Source organism: Natrinema sp. SYSU A 869 (genome assembly GCF_019879105.1).
Taxonomy (GTDB): Archaea; Halobacteriota; Halobacteria; order Halobacteriales; family Natrialbaceae; genus Natrinema.
This window is the reverse complement of record NZ_CP082249.1, coordinates 609,454-626,610: the sequence shown is the minus strand read 5'-3', so window position 1 is coordinate 626,610 and position 17,157 is coordinate 609,454. Positions and strand designations below refer to the sequence as shown.

Genomic DNA, 17,157 nt, shown 5'->3' with positions numbered 1-17,157 from the left:
CGGTGGCGATGGCGCGGCAACCGAGGCATAGATTTTTAACCCAATTTTCCTAACAGTAGTCTAACCGAACGAGTCGTTCGGTTTGAATGTCATGAAGATCGCACAGAATCAGGAAGTTGAGTTCGACGAGTTCTCGCGGGCGTGTGATCTCGTTGAGGCGTACTTCGGCGAGATGATTGACGATGTTGCGCTTCACGCCCCAATCTCACGCCGCCAGCTCATCGCCGTTCTCGCTCGTGCACAGCTCTCCGGTCGCCAGTTCGCGATCGACGGACTGACCGAACAGGGTGAGATCGTCTACCAGTCCACCAACGAAACCCTGCTTTGGCTTGACGGCGGATTCTGGACCGATATGCGTGGCACACACCACCTAGAGCCCGACGAGAGCCGGGCCGCACGCGAAGTCCATCGGCAACTCATCGAGGCCCTCGACGGCGACGTGTCCTACTACAACCACGACCGCGACCCGTTCGTCCTCATTGAGCGGTTCGATCTCTACGAGTAGTAGTCTCTGATTCGGTCCGGTCGAATCCCCTTCTGGACCCGCGTTCTGCTATCAGATCGAGAGGACTCACCATCAATTCACTCACGTCGCTCAGGTGCGGTGTACAGCAAACCCGAACGGCTGAATCCGGCGAATCGTGCCGAACCGGGTCGCCGGAACGCGGACGATCCGACACCGAGCGCTCGAGGCGCTTCCAGGGCGACAAATCCGCAAAATCCGTGTTTTAGCCTGTTCGATCGGCCGTCAGACGGGCCGATTACTCCTCGTACGCGAGGTTCATGATCCACTGCGAGAAGGCGTCGCTGTTGGGATCGACCTCTTCCTCGCCGATGAAGGGCGAGAGCATGTCGCCGGCCATCAGGAGGGTGAAATCGAGGTCTCGAGCGGTCGGCGAGATGTAGTAGGTGTTGTGTCCGGCGTAGACTGTCTCCTCTCGATCGACGAGTTCCTTCTCGACGAGGGACTCGACGATCCGGCTGCCCTTCCGCGAGGAGACGTCCAGTTCCTTCCAGAAGTCGCTCTGGTGGATGCCACCGGACTCACGAACGAGTTCGAGACCGGCTCGCTCGTCGTCGGTGAGTTCGGCTTCGGCCGCGGAAACGCTCACGGTGACCACCTCGCCGTGTGCGTCGCTACTGGCAGGAGTGCGTCCATATCCATATGAGATAGAGCGAGCCGCTTAAATGTGCCCTTCGCCGTCGACCGCTGGGTCGTCGCCCTGACACTCCGGTTCGACACCAGCAGCCGTGCCGGCCGCCGCGGCGACGGTCACGTCCTCGTAGCCCGTCCGACAGGGCGGTCCCGGCGCGTAGGCGTACTGCGTCGTCTCGGAGCCGAGCGCGATCAGCGATGACGACCGAGTCCCGAACCCATTTCGGTGGATACAGACGCCGTACTCGTGATCGCCGAGGACGTCGCCAGCCCGCTCGAGCCACCCCGCGGCCGTCTCTCCCGGCTCGGCCGCGAGCGTCTCTCGCACTGCTCGAGCGTTCGCCGCCTGCTCCCGACCCGCCTCGGGCCGAATCGACGGCACGTCGACGTCGTCGTCAACCGCGACGTTGACGACGACATGAACTCCTGGCTCGAACTCGGTCAGGGAGAGCGCGCCGTCCCACTGATAACAGAACGCGTCCGCGTCGTCAGCGACGACGAGGTAGAAGCCGCTGTACTCGTCGGCATCGGTCGCGTCTTCGACGATCGATTTCGCTGTCGCGGCGGATCGCGCCTCGAGTACGTCCGCGACGAGCAACCCGCGCGACCGTTCGCCGGCGAGGTCGGTGGTGGTCCATTTATTCGTCAGTCCCACGAAGACGCCGAACTCGTTGTAGCCAATCCACGTGCCGCCGGCCTCGGCGTCCCGCGGCGCGACGATCAGCGGCTCCTCGTCGTAGATGGCGGGCGGAACCGACTCCCGGCCTAGTGCTTCGTCGCGGTTCGCGGCGACCGCGACCGGCGCGTCGTCGAAGACCTGCCAGGCGAGCGTGAGCGTACACACGAGACGAGGGTAGGGACGCCAGCGCCTTAACTTCCGTTCCAGCGGCAGTCTCGGCGGGCAGTGGACGCGAGTGATCCGCGGTCACACGGCGTCAGTGACGTCCGTCCCCGCCTCGAGCAGGCGCTCTCGAACCGCCTCGCGGTCGACGGTTCCCGAGGCCGTCCGGGGGAGCGCGTCGGCGAATCCGATCGTCTTCGGTCGCTTGAACCCGGCGAGGCGCTCGTCGCAGTGGGCGAGCAGCGACCGGGGCTCGAGGAGCCGATCGGCGTCCGGTCCCGTCTCCGGATTCGTCTCCGAATCGGGAACGACGAGCGCGGCGACTCGCTCTCCCCACTCCTCGTCCGCGAGCCCAACGACCGCGGCATCCTCGACGCGGGGATGCTCCCGGAGCACGGCGACGACCTCTCCGGGATCGACGTTCTCGCCGCCGGTGACGATGCGATCGCTGCGGCGGTTGAGGACCCACAGCCGACCGTCGGCGTCCCGATAGCCGACGTCGCCGGTGTGGAAGCCGCGTTCGCCGAACGCCGCCGCCGTCTGCTCGTCCTCGAGGTAGCCCGGCGTCACCGTCGGTCCCGAGACGACGAGTTCGCCCGGTTCGCCGGGTTCGACCGTCGAACCCGTCTCGTCGACGACTGAGACGTCGGTAAAGACCAGTGGCTGTCCCACGGTCCCCTCGTGTGTCCCGGTCTCCGCGGGCGTCGCCGTCGCGATCTGGGACGCCGTCTCAGTCATCCCGTAGGTCGGATGGACCGGGACGCTTGCCTCTCGACAGCGCTCGAGAAACTCGTCGGACGCGGGCGCGCCGCCGAGCAGGACGAACCGCAGCGCGTCGGCCGGCTCCCAGCCGGCGTCGAGCAGCCGCTTGCACATCGTCGGGACGAGCGAGACGCCGGTCACGTCGGAGTCGTCAAGCGCGCGAGCGGTCGATTCCGCGTCGAATTCGCGCTGAATCACCACGGTCGTCCCGTACAGCACCGACCGGATCACGGGCGCCAGCCCGCCCATGTGGTACATCGGGAGACAGCAGAGCCACCGATCGGCCGGATTCACGCCCAGCCGGAACGCGGAGGCGGTCGCGCTCGCGACGAGGTTGCCGACCGTCAGCCGGACACCCTTTGGCTCCCCGGACGTGCCGGACGTGAACATGATCAGTTGGGTATCGTCGCGCTCGAGCGCGACCGGCTCGACCGATCGCGACTCGAGGCCGGGATCCGTCGCATCGCTCGAATCAGACAGGACCAGCGGCCCCGTCCGTTCCCTTTCCGGGTCGTCCACCGAGTAAACGTCGACTGAACCGGTTTCGGCAGCAATCTCGAGCGCAGCGGCTTCGGTCCCGCGTTCGCAGACGATCGCGGCGACGTCCGTCCGTTCGACCTTCGCCGCGAGTTCGCCGGTCGTCTCGCGGACGTTCAGCGGGACCACGGTCGTGCCGGTCCGCATCGCGGCGAAAAAGAGCGTCGCGAAGGCGGGACGGGTGTCCATGAGGAGACCGATCCGCTCGCGGTCACCTCGCTCGGTACCGCTCCCCTCGAGGGCGCGCTCCTCGAGACGCAACGCGAGGTGGTCGACGCGGCGGTCGAACTCGCGGACGCTCCACTCAGTGTCGGTCTCGATATCGAGTAGCGCCGTCCGCTCTGGCGTCGCCGCGACGCGGTGGCTGACCAGATCGCGCGTCGGCCAGTCGATCGGCTCGCCGATCATCGCTCTCCCCACACATCCGAGACGCCGAGTCCCTTCGCCTGCGGGACGACGGCCGACCCCTTCTCGAGCAACACGGGATCCCGTCCTAGATCGGTCGCGAGCAGTTCGCCGGTTGCGAGCCCGCAGGCCGGCACGTCGGGAATCGCCGCCGCGAGGTGGACCGCGCCCGTCCGGGCGACGACCCCATCGATCGTCGTCGTCACCAGCGGCGTGACGTCGAGTTCGGTCAGCCAGGCTGCGACCTTGCGGGCCACGTCGATCCCGCCCAGCGCCATGGGTTTCAGGACGACGACGTCCGCCGCACCGGCCTCACAAATCGCGTCGACGCCGTGCTCGAGCAGCCCCTCGTCGAGTGCGATCGAGACGCCAGTCTGCAACTCGCGGAGGTCGGCGTGGCCCTCGAGCGCTCCCGCGGGCAGCGGCTGCTCGAGGATCGAGACGCCGAGGTCGCCGAAGGTCTCGAGTGCCGACTGGGCTTCCTCGTAGGTCCAGGCCTCGTTGGCGTCGGCCCGCAGTTCGACGCCGTCGCCGACGGCCTCGCGCACCCGGCGAACGCGCTCGACGTCTTCCTCGACGCTCCGGAGGCCGACTTTCAGCTTACAGCAGCCGAAACCGCGATCAACAGCAGCGCGCGCCTCTTCGGTGGTCTCGGCCGGCGATCCGTCACCGATCGTCGCGTTGACCGGCACCCGGCCGACCATCGGCCCTTGCCCGAGGTAGCGATACAGCGGCGTCGACTCGCGGGTCGCCTGCAGGTCCGCCAGCGCCATCGCGAGCGCGTGTCGGGCCGCGACTTGCCGGTCGACCACCTCGAGTGCCTCGCTCGGGCCGTCCATTCGAATCGCCTCACGTGCGCGCTCAAGAGCCGCTTTGCAGTCCTCGTGCGACTCCGTCCAGCCCGACAGCGGTGTCGCTTCGCCGTAGCCGACGGCCGGATCGTCGCCGGGTCCATCCCCACCCGTCGCACCGTCGATCAACCGAACGAGAAAGCCGTCACGGGAGTTGATCGTCCCGTCTGCCGTCTCGAGGGGGTCGGCCAACTCCAGCGAGAACGACCGGTACTCCAGGGCGAGGTCGTCGTTCGGGCTCATAGCACCACCAGTCCTCCGGCGAAACAGATCGCGTACATCGCGAGCAGTTTGCCCGTCTGCTCGAGCGCCGGGTTGAGCGCCTCGCCGTCAGTTCGCGTACAGACCGTTCGGGCGACCATCGCGGCATAGGGAAGGGTCACCAGCGGGAGCAACGCGCCGGGGCCGAAGTCCGCACGGAGCCAGAACCAGACGGGCACGAGGTAGGCGAGCGCGAGCATGGCGACGTACTCGAGGCGGCTCCACCGGTAGCCGAGTCGGACCGCCAGAGTCCGCTTACCGGTCTCGGCGTCGGTCTCCCTGTCGCGGATGTTGTTCACGATGATGATGGCCGTCGAGAGCCCGGCAACCGGCAGGCTCGCTGCGAGGGCTTCGCGCGTGACCGTTCCGTCGGGAACCGTCGTCGCGAGCGGCTCTGCGAGAACCGCCACGGCCTGAACGTAGTAGGTCCCCGTCACGGCGACGAGGCCGAAGAAGACGAACACGAAGAGGTCACCCAGCCCGTGATAGCCCAGCGGGTAGGGGCCGCCGGTGTAGGCCCAGCCGCAGAAGACGCTCACGACCCCCACGACGAGGATCGGGAGCCCCCCGACGTAGACGAGATAGGTGCCGGTGAGGATCGCCAGCCCGAACGTCACGACGGTCGCGAGCTTGACCTGTCCGGGGGAGATGAGCCCCGATTGGGTGACGCGGGTAAAGCCCTCGCGGTCCTCGGTGTCGGCACCCTTGACCGCGTCGTAGTAGTCATTCGCGAAATTCGTCCCGACCTGAATCAGCGCCGCACCGACGAACGCCATTACCGCCGGCAGCGGCGCGAACACACCCTCGTGAACTGCCAACCCCGTCCCCACGATGATCGGAGCCGCAGCCGCGGGCAAGGTCTGGGGGCGGGCCGCCATCAGCCACGCCTTCGTCCGTGAAATTTCGACCTCAGCCGAACTCATTGCTCGAGTGTCCCACTCGAGAGAGTGTCAACGTTGGCATTGCGAGTCGCCGCCCCGACCGAGTGCTCACGCTGCGGGGACCACCAACTCGAGCGGTGGCATGTCGAAAAAGGCCGTCTCGTACCCCTGATGGCGGGCCGCTTGTGGCGGTGATTCGACCTCGAGCGTGACCGAATCGCCCGGCCGGATGTCCGTTACCGATCGTCCGTAGTGTAGGCCGACCTCGGCATCGAGCGTTTGCGTCAATTCGAGTTCCCCGTTGCCAACGATCGAACCGTCCCGTCGGACGGTAGCGCGTAGTGACATGTTCACCAGCGGCACGCGGTTGTACGGCGTTCGCGGCGAGACGAGCAGGTATCGATCCTCACCGTCGGCCAGGCGAGAGTCGGACTCGAGCAGCGTGACGATGACCGCCGCGTCGCCGCTGCTGGGACGGCCGTCGTCGACATTCGTGTCGGCCTCCGCGTTCGACTCGACTAGCCGCGTGCCGGGGACGTCGGCGGCCGGCGGTAGCGCGGAGTACGGTAGCTCGGCGTCCATACTCCCATCGTCGCCGTGTGCCATCGGCTCGAGCGCCCCCCGTTCTCCCCAGCGCTCTCGCTCGAGCAGATCTATCCCCTCGACGACCTCCTCGCGGAACGCCCGGTCGTACGTGAACTCGAACGTCGCGGATCCGCCGTCGGTGAACCGTCCCGCGAGGGAGCCGGTTCGACGCGTCGGGAGCGGCGGGAGGTTGACGCTGGCGGTGTAGGTGTCATCCGCTGGCAGGGAGACGTTGTCACCGAAGTGGACGCCCATCTCCTGAGAGAGCATGGGCCAGAGCTGTCGGGACGTGACCTGCTCTCCCCGCTGAGTGATCGTCACTCTCGGCTCGGCGTCCCCGGGGAGGACGACGCCCGTCTCCCGATCCCAGCAGATGAGCATGAGATGGACGCCGTGACCGGCCGCCGGTTCGACGAGGTGACGGTCGGTCCCGGTGACGGTCCAGAACGGATGCGGATACGAGAGCATCGGCACGAGCGTGTAATCGCCGGCCGTGACCTGCTCAAGTACCCGCATCGACTTCCGGTGGCCGGGGAGATAGACCGCCTCGGGTGGGTCCTCGATCCGCGGGATCGGTGCGGTCCCCGAGACGTCCGGAGAGTCGGTCCCGTTCCCGCCGTCATCGGCGCTGCCGTCGCTCTCGCCGGATTCAGTGCCCGGTGCCGCACAGCCCGCGACGGCCAGTGCCGCCGGGAGCGCGGTCGTCCGCCGGAGGATCGTTCGTCGGTTCATATCAGCTGTGGCCTCGAGTAACGCCGCGACCGCTCGGTCGCATCAGTAGTGCCACGGGAAATCGTCGAAGTCCGGCTCGCGACCTTCGACGAACGCGTCCCGCCCCTCCTTCGCCTCGTCGGTCATGTAGCCCAGTCGCGTCGCCTCGCCGGCGAAGACCTGCTGGCCGACCATCCCGTCGTCGGTCATGTTGAACGCGTACTTGAGCATCCGCATCGCCGTCGGGCTCTTCGAGTTGATTCGGTCGCCCCACTCGAGGGCGGTCTCCTCTAACTCCTCGTGGGGGACCGCTTCGTTAACCATGCCCATCTCCGCGGCCTCCTCGGCGTCGTAGGTCTTCCCGAGGAAGAACACCTCGCGGGCTTTCTTCTGGCCGATCTGTTTCGCGAGGTAGGCCGAGCCGAAGCCGGCGTCGTAGCTCGCCACGTCCGGGTCGGTCTGGAGGAACTTCGCGTGCTCCTCACTCGCGAGCGTGAGATCGCAGACGACGTGCAGCGAGTGGCCCCCGCCGACAGCCCAGCCCGGCACCACGGCGACGACCACCTTCGGAATGTGGCGAATGAGGCGCTGGACCTCGAGAATGTGGAGCCGGCCCTGCTCCGATGCCCGCTCTTCGTCGCCCTCGTACTGGTAGCCGTCTTCACCCCGAATTGTCTGATCCCCGCCGGAACAGAACGCCCAGCCGTCGTCCTTCGAGGAGGGACCGTTCCCGGTCAGCAGGATACAGCCCACGTCGGTCTGGCGCTTGGCGTGGTCGAGTGCATCGTAGAGTTCGTCGACAGTGCCGGGTCGGAAGGCGTTGCGTACGTCGGGCCGGTCGAACGCGATCCGGACCGTGCCTGAGTCGACCGCTCGGTGGTAGGTAATGTCCTCAAACTCGTCGTTTAGCTCCGTGGGGCCCCATTGCTCGGGATCAAAGAGTTCCGAAACCATTGGTTCGACGTTGGTGTGCCGGACATGAAATAGGTTCGCGTCGCGCTCGGCCGACTCGAGGCGAGTCTCTTGCTGCCACGGCGGGACCGCGAGTCGTGGTGGGTTTCGGTGATCCGATCGGAACGCGCGGATCGTGACGACCGATGAGGATTTTTACCCTAACATATCGAGTTCAGAATGAATGGCTCGCAGTCCTCCCACGGTCACAGCTGTGCCTGTGATAGCGAACGGAGCGATCGAACAGTCCAGTCAACCGATCCGAATGGAGCACGGGTCAGTATGAACCGAACCCTCGTCGGTTCGATCGTCGCTGGGATCCTCGGCGGTCTCGCGAATGTCGCGGTGACCCTCGAGTTGCTCGAGCGCGTGGACTCCCCGCTGTTCGAGTCGGGGCGGGAGACGACCCTCAACCCGGCGGTCATCGGCTCGGTTGCCGACGCGCCCCACGTCTGGCTGGGCGTGTTCGCGCTCGGCTTCCTTCCGCTGTTCGTCACGGCCGTCACCAGACTGCTCGCACCGACCGGCGGGTTCGCGGCCCTTCTCGGCGGCGTCGCGTACATCGTCCTGACCGCGCCGGTGCCCGAACAGGTGGCCGAAAACCTGATCGAAGGACCATTCTACGCGACGAACTACGCGAAGTCGTGGTATGCATGGCTCCCCCTGTTACTGGTCGCCGCCGTCGCCGAGTTCGCGCTTCGACGCGGGTACGGCCTCGGGATGAGCGTCTGCGGCATTGTCCAGAGGTTCCACTGTCCCGGTCGCAGTTTTCGACGATCGTTCTCGGCGTCAGCGTTCTTGTCGGTCTCGGTGTCGGGCTGCTGGACCCCACGGCATACTATCAGACCGATGTATCGACCGTGCTCGCCGTCTTTGTCCCGGGAACGATCGCCACGGCGATCGCTCTCAGCGCACTGCTGTCCCGAGGACTCATTGCACCGCTCGCCCTGTACGCCTACTGGGCACAGGGTATCGTCGCTTCCACGGTGTTTCCGCCGCACCCGTCGCCGGAGTATCACACGCACCCGGAACTGCTGTTTCTGTTCCTTTCCGTTGGCTTGTTGCTCCTCGGGGCGCTCGAGTTGGCGCTCCGATCCCGATTCCGCGGCTGGGACGGCGGTCGGTTCGCCGGGCGGACCACGTGAACTGCCCCGGCGAACGCTCATCACGACGCCACCCGGCGAACGTCGATTCTGTTCCCGAGAAACGCCTCTGAGAGCCTTACGGAATATCAGCGCTCACTCCCGCGTGGCGTTCAGTCCCTGCTGAATATCGACGGCATAACTCTCGTCGACCTCGATGGGCGCGGGACTGTTCCGGACTGTGTTCGTCGCGACGACGCCAGCCTCGCCCGACCGGATTCGGATGCCCGCATCCGCGGCGTCACTGATCGTGTTCCCCGTTACGGTGAAGCTGTAGGGGCGCTCCGTCTCGCGGGCGGCCTGATCGTCGCTGTCGGACGGAACGGTCCGCGCGAGCACGCCGACCGGACAGTTGTCGACCTGATTGCCCGAGATGGTGATATCGAACGAGCGCGCCAGCGGCGTGCCAGCGATCTCCTCGCGGACGTGGGTTTCCTTGTACTCGATTTCGATTCCTGCCTCACCGCCGGGGTCAGGGGCGTACTCCGTGAGGTCGCGACAGACGTTCCCGACGATCGCGCCCTGCTGAGCGGGCGAACAGGCGATGAGACTGTGGCCGCCGTCAACGACCACGTTGTTGGAGACCGAGAAGTTGCTGACGTTGTAGGTGGCAATGTTGTTGTACGTCACGCCGGCGACGTAGTTCCGCGCGATGACGACGTTTTCGGAGCGGCGCAGGTCCCGGTCGCTGCCGGTCGGGGCGCTGCGACTGGTGATTCCGTACCAGTTGGGGTCGAGAACCTCGTTGCCGACGATCTGCACGTTCGTACACCGCGAGAACGAGATTGCCATCTGGAAGCCGTCGACGGTGCGGTTGTTCGCCACCAGCAGGCCGTCACACTCGTCGGCCTGTATCGCGTGGTTGTCGAGTTGCGTTCCGTTCGCGTCGAACGCGATGTTGGCGATCGCCACGTCGTCGCCGCGGGCACGGATCAGGTCGTGTCCCGACTGCTCGTCGGTTGTCTGGTCATCTCGCATTCCCGTCCGGGACACGACGAACCGCGTTCCCTGCTGGCCAACCAGCGCGGTGTCGTCGCCGAGCGTGGCCGGGCTGCCGAACTGGAAGTCGTCGCCGCTCGCGACGACGGTTCCGCCGGTTGGAAGGTCGTCGAACGCGTACTGGAACGCCTCCTCTGCAGTTCCATCGGTCGTGAACGCGACCGATCCAGTCTCACCCTCGAGGACGTGGTAGCTAGCCTCGCCGTCTTCATCGCGGCCACGTCCGGAGTCGCGATTCGACCACTGGCCGTGTCCGTTCGACCCGTGACCGTTCGGTCTACGGCCGTCGGAACGGACGACGTAGTAGACGGCATTCGAAAGCCCCCCGCCGTCGCCTCCCCGTGCCTCGGCGAATCCGGTCAACGTGCCGAGGCCGGCGGTCGCCCCGAGTCCACCCAGAAACGTTCGTCGCGTCGACTGTCCGATTCCGGCTCGCTGGCCACTGGTGTCGTTGGTATCGTTTGACATCACCCGTCACTGCCGATGGGTCCGCAATAGGTCCTTATAACACTCATATAGTTGAATTCCCACCCCCATTGTATGGAACATACCAATCCTGACGGTTGTATATCGATCCCGTTCAAATAGACATACAGTTCGACCGTCGCCAGCGTCGCCGAACTGTTCGATCTGCCGACCTCGAGCCAAGTTCCAACTGAGTGCTCGAGGCGATAGCGGTACGAATCGACACTCCTCCGAATTCGTCGGTCTCAGGTCGGCAAGCGGCTGCTATATGCCGACAGAGACGCAGAGATCCGGCTCCGTTCTCACCCCAATTTTGTATATCGGTATGTAGTTTATTAGTCTGAGTCTCGACGAAATTGAACACAGCTTCGGGTCTCCGCTCGAGTTCGCGCGCCGATCATCTAGTCCGATTGATTTTTTTAGCCGCCGTTCAACTCCGTAGGCGATGGGGGAGACGTACTACGATGTCCTTGAGGTCGATCCGGATGCGACACAGGACGAAATCGAGTCGGCCTATCGCGAGCGCGTCCTCGAGACGCATCCGGACCACTCCGACGACCCCGACGCGACCGAGAAGTTCCAGCGGGTGATGACCGCGAAATCGGTACTCACGGACGGGACGGAACGCGCACGGTACGACCGACTCAGCCACGAGGCGTACGTCGGACTCGGCGACGGAACGACCACCAACGACCCGAGTGCTGCGAGCGACGAGTCCGCGCGGTCGGCCGCGGCGTCGAGCCGAACGGGTACTCGACAGGCGTCGACCGGCCGCGAGACGGGAGCCGAGGGGAAAACGGCCACCAGCTCGGGGACGGCGACCGAGACGGGAACAGCCGGGTCCGACACGGCCGGCGGACGGACGACCGCAAACGGCCGACGGACGAGCGAACGAACCGGGAACAGAGACTCCGCTCAGACGGGGAGCCGTCACGCACGGCAACGGTCCAAACGTCGCCGACAACGAGCAAAACAGCGAGCGGCGAACGGCGGTCCGTTCGACGCGGACGAGTCCGGGAGTTCGACCACCGAAACGGCAACGGCGTCGGGGACCGCGACTGACACTGGGGACCCCGAGGGAGCCGGGTACTCCGTCCACGACTGGGACGATGAGGTCGACCTCGAGTGGGAGGGGCCGACGATCGATCAGACCGCGGTAATTTCGCTCGGTACCGTTGCTCTCCTGTATCCGCTCTTCGTCGCCGCGAGCCTGACGCCGATGTTTTCGCTGCCGATCAACGCGATCATCGTCGTCTGTACGCTCGCACTGATCGGCTACCTGTTAACGATGCCGCGGATCGCGGCCGTGACGTTCGGCGTCTGGAGCGTGCTCTTTCCCGTGGGCATCGTTCGGTTCGCACCGGTCGAGTTTCTCTCCCTGTTCGGCCTGCTGGCGCTGGCCTTCGCCTGGGTTCCGTTCGGGTACGCGGTCGCGCTCTGGTGGGTCTTGCGGCCCTGAAATTAGCCCTAGTCGGATTCGATCCCTGTTCTGACTGCCTTCTCGACACGCTCCTCGAGGACCTCGCGCCGTCGGTGACTCGCTTCCGAATCGAATTCGACGGAGAGCACCTGCGTTCCCGTACGCTCGAGTGACTGTCGGTAGGCGTCCGCGAACGCCGCGGGCGCGACGCGCTCGAACTCGAGGCCGTGTGCATCGGCGAGCGCGTCGAACGCGACGCCGTGGGGCGTCTTGAACTGGTCCGTAAAAGGTGGATCGAACTCTTCGATCGGGAGTTCGTGGAAGATACCGCCGCCGTCGTTGTCTAGGAGGACGATCGTGGCGTCGACGTCACATCTATCGATCGCGAGCAGACCGTTCGAATCGTGGTAAAAGGCGAGGTCGCCGGTCACGAGAACCAGCGGTTCGTCGGTCGCGCTGCCGGCCCCGAGCGCCGTGCTGGCAATCCCGTCGATTCCGCTCGCGCCGCGATTCGCAAGCACCGTCAGGTCGGCCGCTCGCGGCCGAGCGAACCGGTCGGCGTCCCGAATCGGCATACTGTTAGAGACGAACACCGTCGCCGGATCCGGCGCGTTCGACACCACCGACGCGAGGATCGCCCCCTCGAAGGGGTCAGACTCGAGTGTGTCCGCGGTCAATGCTTCGTTGCGGATCGACCAGTGGCGGCGTTCGGCCGCATCGAACCGGGTGCGCCATGCGTTGTCGGTCCCAGTTTCCTCGGTCTCGGTCTCGCTCTCGATGGTTTCGAACGCCTCGAGCAGTCCGTCGACGACGGCATCGGGCTCGGCCGCCAGCAGGTCCGTCGCAGTAAAGGTCGCCTCGCGCCAGGATCCTGCAGGATCGACGAGGAACTGCCGGGCGTCGGCGTCCCGCAGCCAGTGGCGGAGCGGTTTCGATGTCGGAGAGGCCCCGAACCGGAGCACGACGTCCGGGGCTGGTAATTCGGCAACATAGGTATCGTAGCCGCCGTAGATCGTCCGTGGTCCCTCATTTCCGTCGTCGCTTTCGCTCTCCTCGCCGACGTGGGGGCCAAAGCGCAGTCCCGAAAGTGGGTCCGCGAGGATCGGTGCACCGAGCCGGTCCGCGAGTTCGGTGACGGCCGCGGGTTCGAGAGTCGCGAGCGTCGCTGGATCAGCAGGGCCCGCGACGATCAACGGTCGGTCGGCGGCCGCGAGCGCTCGCAGCAGCCGTCGGTGGTCGTTGTCGGCGAGCGCCCGCGTTCCGTCGGTGGTGTCGACGAAGGGGCCGTCCCGCCCCCGTCCGGCCGTCGTCTCGGCGAACGAGTCGGGTACGTCGCCCGGCACCTCGATCGGCTCGAGGGGCTTGCGGAACGGACAGTTGAGGTGAACGGGACCGGGTTCGACGCCGGTCGTTTCCGAGAGCGCCCGCGCGGCGGTCGTCCGGAGGCTCCGCACTTTCCGTTCGTCGGCTTCCGGCTCCGGGAGTTCGGCATCCCACCGGACCGCATCGCCGTAGAGTTTGACCTGGTCGACGGTCTGGTTCGCGCCGCTATCCCGGAGTTCGGGCGGCCGATCGGCCGTGAGGACGAGCAGCGGGACGCGGGCCCGGTCGGCCTCCATCACGGCAGGGTGAAAGTTCGCCGCTGCCGTGCCGGAGGTACAGACCAGCGCCGTCGGCTCGCCGGTCCGGCGGGCGCGACCGAGCGCGAAATAGGCCGCCGAGCGCTCGTCTAAATGCGAGTAGACGTCGATCTCGGGGTGCTCGGCGAACGCGACCGTTAACGGCGTCGAGCGGCTCCCGGGGGCGATACAGACGGCCTCGAGGCCGCCCGTTGCGAGTTCGTCGGCGAGAACGCGACCCCATAGGGTCGCGCGGTTCGGTGCGGACATCGGTCAGGGACTACCGTAGTTCATCGAGGATCGGTCGGTACTTCAGCTGTACTTCGTCCCACTCTTCCTCGGGATCGCTGTCGGCGACGATGCCGTTCCCGGCGAAGAGCGTCACCGTTCCGTCGGCCGCGATGCCGGAGCGAATAGCGACCGCGAACTCGCCGTCGCCATCGCCGTCGAACCAGCCCACCGGCGCGGCGTACCAGCCCCGTTCGAACGTCTCCGTGTCCCGGATCGTCTCCCAGGCCACGTCGGGCGGGACGCCGCCGACCGCGGGCGTCGGATGCAACGCCTCGACGATCTCGAGAACGTGGCTATCACCCGAAAGCGTCGCCTCGATCGGGGTCTGGAGGTGCTGAATCGTCGCCAATCGGCGGATCGTCTGTTCGCACACGGTGAGATCGCGCGTGAGCGGGGCGAGTTGCTCCCGGATCGCGTCCACGACGAGCCCGTGTTCGCGCTGGAACTTCTCGTCCGCTCGCATCCGCTCGACGTACTCCTCGTCTTCTGCCGGCGTCTCGCCGCGGGGCACCGACCCGGCGAGGGCTTCCGTCTCGACGCGCTGGCCGCGTTTCGAGACCAGTCGCTCGGGCGGCGCGCCGAAGAAGATGCCACCGATCTCGTGACCGACCAGAAATCGGTAACAGTTCGGATACTGGCGGCGCAGCCGCTCGAGGGTCGCGGGCACGTCGACCGGCCCCTCGAGTTCGACTGAGAGGGCCTGCGCGAGGACGACTTTCGTCAATCGGCCGTCGGCGATCCGCTCGAGCGCGATCTCGACCTGGCTGGTCCACTGGGCTGGCGAGGTCGTCCGCCGTGTTGCGGCGACGCCGGGCGTCGAACCGCTCGGTCGCATCGCCGGTAGCGCCGTCAGGCGGTCGTGCCATCGCTCGAGGAGGTCGTCGGCTTCGTCACTCCGATTGCCGACGGCCGTCAGCCACGTCCCGTCGTCGGTCCGAGTGACGAGCACCTGCGGGACGACGAAGGACGCCGCGTCGAAGCCGGTCCAGGGCGGGTCCGGTTCGTGACCGTCGTGAAACGAGACGCCGCCAAAGGCTCGCGGCCGGGCCGCGTCGGGCCCCTCGTGTTCGAGGCCGTCGAAGGCGCGACTCGCCTGCGTTCGAATGCGATCGAATCGGTCGATGCCGCCGGCGGTGAAGCGAGCGGCGACACCTCGACCGACGAGTTCGAGACCGCCGGGCGTGGCCCACTGGACGCGTGACTCGGCGCTGCCATCGAGAATCGCACTGAAAGAAACACCTTCGAGTTCGCGACTCCGACTGACGAGATCGACGGCGTTGTCCACCGAACCCATCTCACCCGTCAGTCGTCCATCGCCCGACGATCGATCCATCGACCGCACGTCAGGACCGCCCGGCCTTCAGCCTAACTATTTGCTGACCGGCGGGGACGGTCGCGTTAACTGTACCGCTCCTCCTGCCACGGGTCCGCCGTCTGCGAGTAGCCCCGCCGCTCCCAGTAGCCCCGCTGGGGTTCGGTGAGGAACTCGACGCCGTCGACCCACTTCGCGCCCTTGTAGGCGTACCTGTGTGGTGTGACGACGCGAAGCGGACCGCCGTGGTCCTCGGGGAGCGGTTCACCGTCAAATTCCCAGGTGAAGAGGACTTCCTCGCGCATGCAGTCCTCGAGGGGTAGATCTGTCGTGTAATCGTCGAGCGCGGAGAACATGACGTGGACGGCGTCGTCGTGAACGCCGGCTCGCTCGGCGAGTTCAGGGAACGGAACGCCCGTAAACTCGCAGTCGAACTTACTCCAGCCGGTCACGCAGTGAAAGTCCTGTTGTTGGGTAACGGTCGGCAGCTCCTGGAACTCGTCCCACGAAAAGGATAGTTCCTCGTCGACCGCGCCGGTCACGGTAAACTCCCAGGTCTCGGGGTCCCAGTCGGGCGTCCCGCTCTTCGAGAGGACGGGAAACGCGGACGTCTCGCGCTGTCCCGGCGGCAGTCGCTCGTCGCCAAACTCCTGATAGAGGTCCGTAACGTCCGTCGTATTCATACTCGTGGGTAGGTCCCGATAAACGTAGATGTGACGCCATCGTCTGACGTCTGAAACCGGTTCGAGTCGATACATTCTGTCCGTTCGAGTCGGCCACATCGATGGTCGTGCTTGAATCCGGGGCATCCAATCCGATCCAATCAAACTGATTCGGGACCTGTTCACGGGTTCCGCGGCGACCGAGACCGTTCTTGCTCGAGCAACGCCGGATTAGTGGGACGGAATCGGGACCGAAACTGATCGAAACGATCTCGTCGCGGTCCCAACTCGCGAGTTTCCGGCGAAACCCTCGCCATCCCTTAGTACGGTCTGGCCGAGAGATAGCAGTGCATGGCGAGTAGACAACAACTAATGGAACAAGAACCGTCCGGACAGGCAGCAGAAGAAGTCGGCGAGCAGGCGATGGGACCCGCATTCGTCGCGTCGGCCGCATCGGTAGGCCTCTCGCTCTATTATTTCTTCCTCCGGGGAGAGCGCCAGCTCGGCACGTTCATCGGCCTCTGGCCACCGACCATCCTCGCGTTCGCGAGCTACTTCAACCAGCGTAGGATGCGCCAGCAACTCGAGACGTTAACCCAACCCGGGATGAAGCTGAAAGACGCCTTCGACTCGATGATGGGCAACCGCTAAGTCGAGTCGAGTTACCCAACTTCTCACCACGGGCCCCGCCGCCGACTTCGGCCTTCGTTCGACGGGACGCATTGCCGTCCGACGATTGATCGTTTCGTTCCAGTCGTTGTAGGGTCCCCGTCAAACCTAAATACCCCCTCGCCGAAAGCCGAATCAGATGCCGAAAGTAGAGATCACCATACCGGAGCACCTCGAGATGCAGATCGCCCAGATGGTCGAACGCGGCGAGTTCGTCAACCGCGAGGAGGCGATCGAGGACCTCCTTTCGACGGGCATCAAGGCCTACAAGACCAGTGGACCCTCGGACGAAGAGGAGGGAACAGGTACCGGCAGCACCGGCTTCGAAGACGACGGCATGATGGGCCACGACGACGAGTACGTCTTCTAGCTTACACGCCAACTGCAAGCAACGGTATTCCGAACGCAATCGCCACGCCGACCAGCGCGACGATTGTCCCGATCAGGACGGCTCGCGACGAGTAGTCGCTCATCGGTGCGGTCGTTCGGTCGGCCTCGAGATCGTGGCCGACGTCTGCTCCTGTGTCCTGGTCCGCCGACTGCTCTGCGTCGTCTGTCATACGTGCGTATTGCCGGGTCGACGCCTTAAAGACACCTCTCTCGCCGGAGCGGGAATACACCGCTCGAGCGATCGGCG

General features: G+C 65.7%; 17 protein-coding genes. 5 read left to right on the top strand and 12 right to left on the bottom strand.

What is annotated here, in order from left to right:
• The first annotated feature begins 91 nt into the window (after window positions 1–91).
• The gene (locus tag K6I40_RS11240; RefSeq protein WP_222919081.1) at window positions 92–505 is read left to right on the top strand and encodes a hypothetical protein; all 414 of its coding nucleotides are present in this window, start codon (window positions 92–94) and stop codon (window positions 503–505) included.
• Window positions 506–761: 256 nt separating this feature from the next.
• Here the strand turns inward: K6I40_RS11240 and K6I40_RS11235 are convergent, their stop codons facing one another.
• From K6I40_RS11235 to K6I40_RS11205, 7 genes are all read right to left on the bottom strand, one after another.
• Window positions 762–1,112, bottom strand: a complete 351-nt coding sequence (locus tag K6I40_RS11235; protein WP_222919080.1) for a MarR family transcriptional regulator — start codon at window positions 1,110–1,112, stop codon at window positions 762–764.
• A 72-nt stretch (window positions 1,113–1,184) separates the two neighbouring features.
• Entirely contained in the window at window positions 1,185–2,000 is an 816-nt protein-coding gene (locus tag K6I40_RS11230) for an NRDE family protein (RefSeq protein ID WP_222919079.1), read from the bottom strand.
• 81 nt (window positions 2,001–2,081) lie between these two features.
• Entirely contained in the window at window positions 2,082–3,704 is a 1,623-nt protein-coding gene (locus K6I40_RS11225) for a class I adenylate-forming enzyme family protein (RefSeq protein ID WP_222919078.1), read from the bottom strand.
• Complete coding sequence (locus K6I40_RS11220) at window positions 3,701–4,795, bottom strand: o-succinylbenzoate synthase (protein ID WP_222919077.1); 1,095 nt, start codon at window positions 4,793–4,795, stop codon at window positions 3,701–3,703. Before K6I40_RS11220 ends, K6I40_RS11225 begins: the two co-directional genes overlap by 4 nt.
• Window positions 4,792–5,736: a 1,4-dihydroxy-2-naphthoate polyprenyltransferase gene (locus K6I40_RS11215; protein ID WP_222919076.1), complete on the bottom strand. Its 945-nt coding sequence runs from the start codon at window positions 5,734–5,736 to the stop codon at window positions 4,792–4,794. Before K6I40_RS11215 ends, K6I40_RS11220 begins: the two co-directional genes overlap by 4 nt.
• A gap of 66 nt (window positions 5,737–5,802) precedes the next feature.
• Window positions 5,803–7,011, bottom strand: coding sequence for a hypothetical protein (locus tag K6I40_RS11210; protein WP_222919075.1), 1,209 nt, complete (start codon window positions 7,009–7,011; stop codon window positions 5,803–5,805).
• Between the two features lie 42 nt (window positions 7,012–7,053).
• Window positions 7,054–7,944 carry a 1,4-dihydroxy-2-naphthoyl-CoA synthase gene (locus K6I40_RS11205; protein ID WP_222919074.1) on the bottom strand — a complete coding sequence of 297 codons (891 nt, stop codon included), beginning with the start codon at window positions 7,942–7,944 and terminating at the stop codon, window positions 7,054–7,056.
• A 279-nt stretch (window positions 7,945–8,223) separates the two neighbouring features.
• Between K6I40_RS11205 and K6I40_RS11200 the strand changes: the two genes are divergently transcribed.
• Window positions 8,224–9,210, top strand: coding sequence for a hypothetical protein (locus K6I40_RS11200; protein ID WP_222919073.1), 987 nt, complete (start codon window positions 8,224–8,226; stop codon window positions 9,208–9,210).
• Here the strand turns inward: K6I40_RS11200 and K6I40_RS11195 are convergent.
• A complete protein-coding gene (locus tag K6I40_RS11195) occupies window positions 9,180–10,550 on the bottom strand; it encodes a right-handed parallel beta-helix repeat-containing protein (RefSeq protein ID WP_222919072.1) in 1,371 nt (456 codons plus the stop codon). The two genes, K6I40_RS11200 and K6I40_RS11195, sit on opposite strands and share 31 nt — an antisense overlap.
• A 442-nt stretch (window positions 10,551–10,992) precedes the next feature.
• Between K6I40_RS11195 and K6I40_RS11190 the strand changes: the two genes are divergently transcribed.
• Window positions 10,993–12,006 carry a J domain-containing protein gene (locus K6I40_RS11190; RefSeq protein ID WP_222919071.1) on the top strand — a complete coding sequence of 338 codons (1,014 nt, stop codon included), beginning with the start codon at window positions 10,993–10,995 and terminating at the stop codon, window positions 12,004–12,006.
• 8 nt (window positions 12,007–12,014) lie between these two features.
• Here the strand turns inward: K6I40_RS11190 and menD are convergent, their stop codons facing one another.
• From menD to K6I40_RS11175, 3 genes are all read right to left on the bottom strand, one after another.
• The gene (gene menD, locus K6I40_RS11185) at window positions 12,015–13,856 is read right to left on the bottom strand and encodes a 2-succinyl-5-enolpyruvyl-6-hydroxy-3-cyclohexene-1-carboxylic-acid synthase (protein ID WP_222919070.1); all 1,842 of its coding nucleotides are present in this window, start codon (window positions 13,854–13,856) and stop codon (window positions 12,015–12,017) included.
• A gap of 10 nt (window positions 13,857–13,866) precedes the next feature.
• Complete coding sequence (locus K6I40_RS11180; protein WP_222919069.1) at window positions 13,867–15,210, bottom strand: isochorismate synthase; 1,344 nt, start codon at window positions 15,208–15,210, stop codon at window positions 13,867–13,869.
• A gap of 65 nt (window positions 15,211–15,275) precedes the next feature.
• Window positions 15,276–15,872: a sulfite oxidase-like oxidoreductase gene (locus K6I40_RS11175; RefSeq protein ID WP_222919068.1), complete on the bottom strand. Its 597-nt coding sequence runs from the start codon at window positions 15,870–15,872 to the stop codon at window positions 15,276–15,278.
• Window positions 15,873–16,202: 330 nt separating this feature from the next.
• Here K6I40_RS11175 and K6I40_RS11170 point away from each other — a divergent pair, with 330 nt between their 5' ends.
• Both K6I40_RS11170 and K6I40_RS11165 read left to right on the top strand, forming a co-directional pair.
• On the top strand, window positions 16,203–16,502 hold the full coding sequence (locus K6I40_RS11170; protein WP_222919067.1) for a hypothetical protein: 300 nt from the start codon (window positions 16,203–16,205) through the stop codon (window positions 16,500–16,502).
• A gap of 157 nt (window positions 16,503–16,659) precedes the next feature.
• Complete coding sequence (locus tag K6I40_RS11165; RefSeq protein ID WP_222919066.1) at window positions 16,660–16,890, top strand: ribbon-helix-helix domain-containing protein; 231 nt, start codon at window positions 16,660–16,662, stop codon at window positions 16,888–16,890.
• A gap of 1 nt (window position 16,891) precedes the next feature.
• On the opposite strand, the gene K6I40_RS11160 is transcribed toward K6I40_RS11165, so the two are convergent.
• On the bottom strand, window positions 16,892–17,080 hold the full coding sequence (locus K6I40_RS11160) for a hypothetical protein (protein ID WP_222919065.1): 189 nt from the start codon (window positions 17,078–17,080) through the stop codon (window positions 16,892–16,894).
• Window positions 17,081–17,157 lie beyond the last annotated feature (77 nt).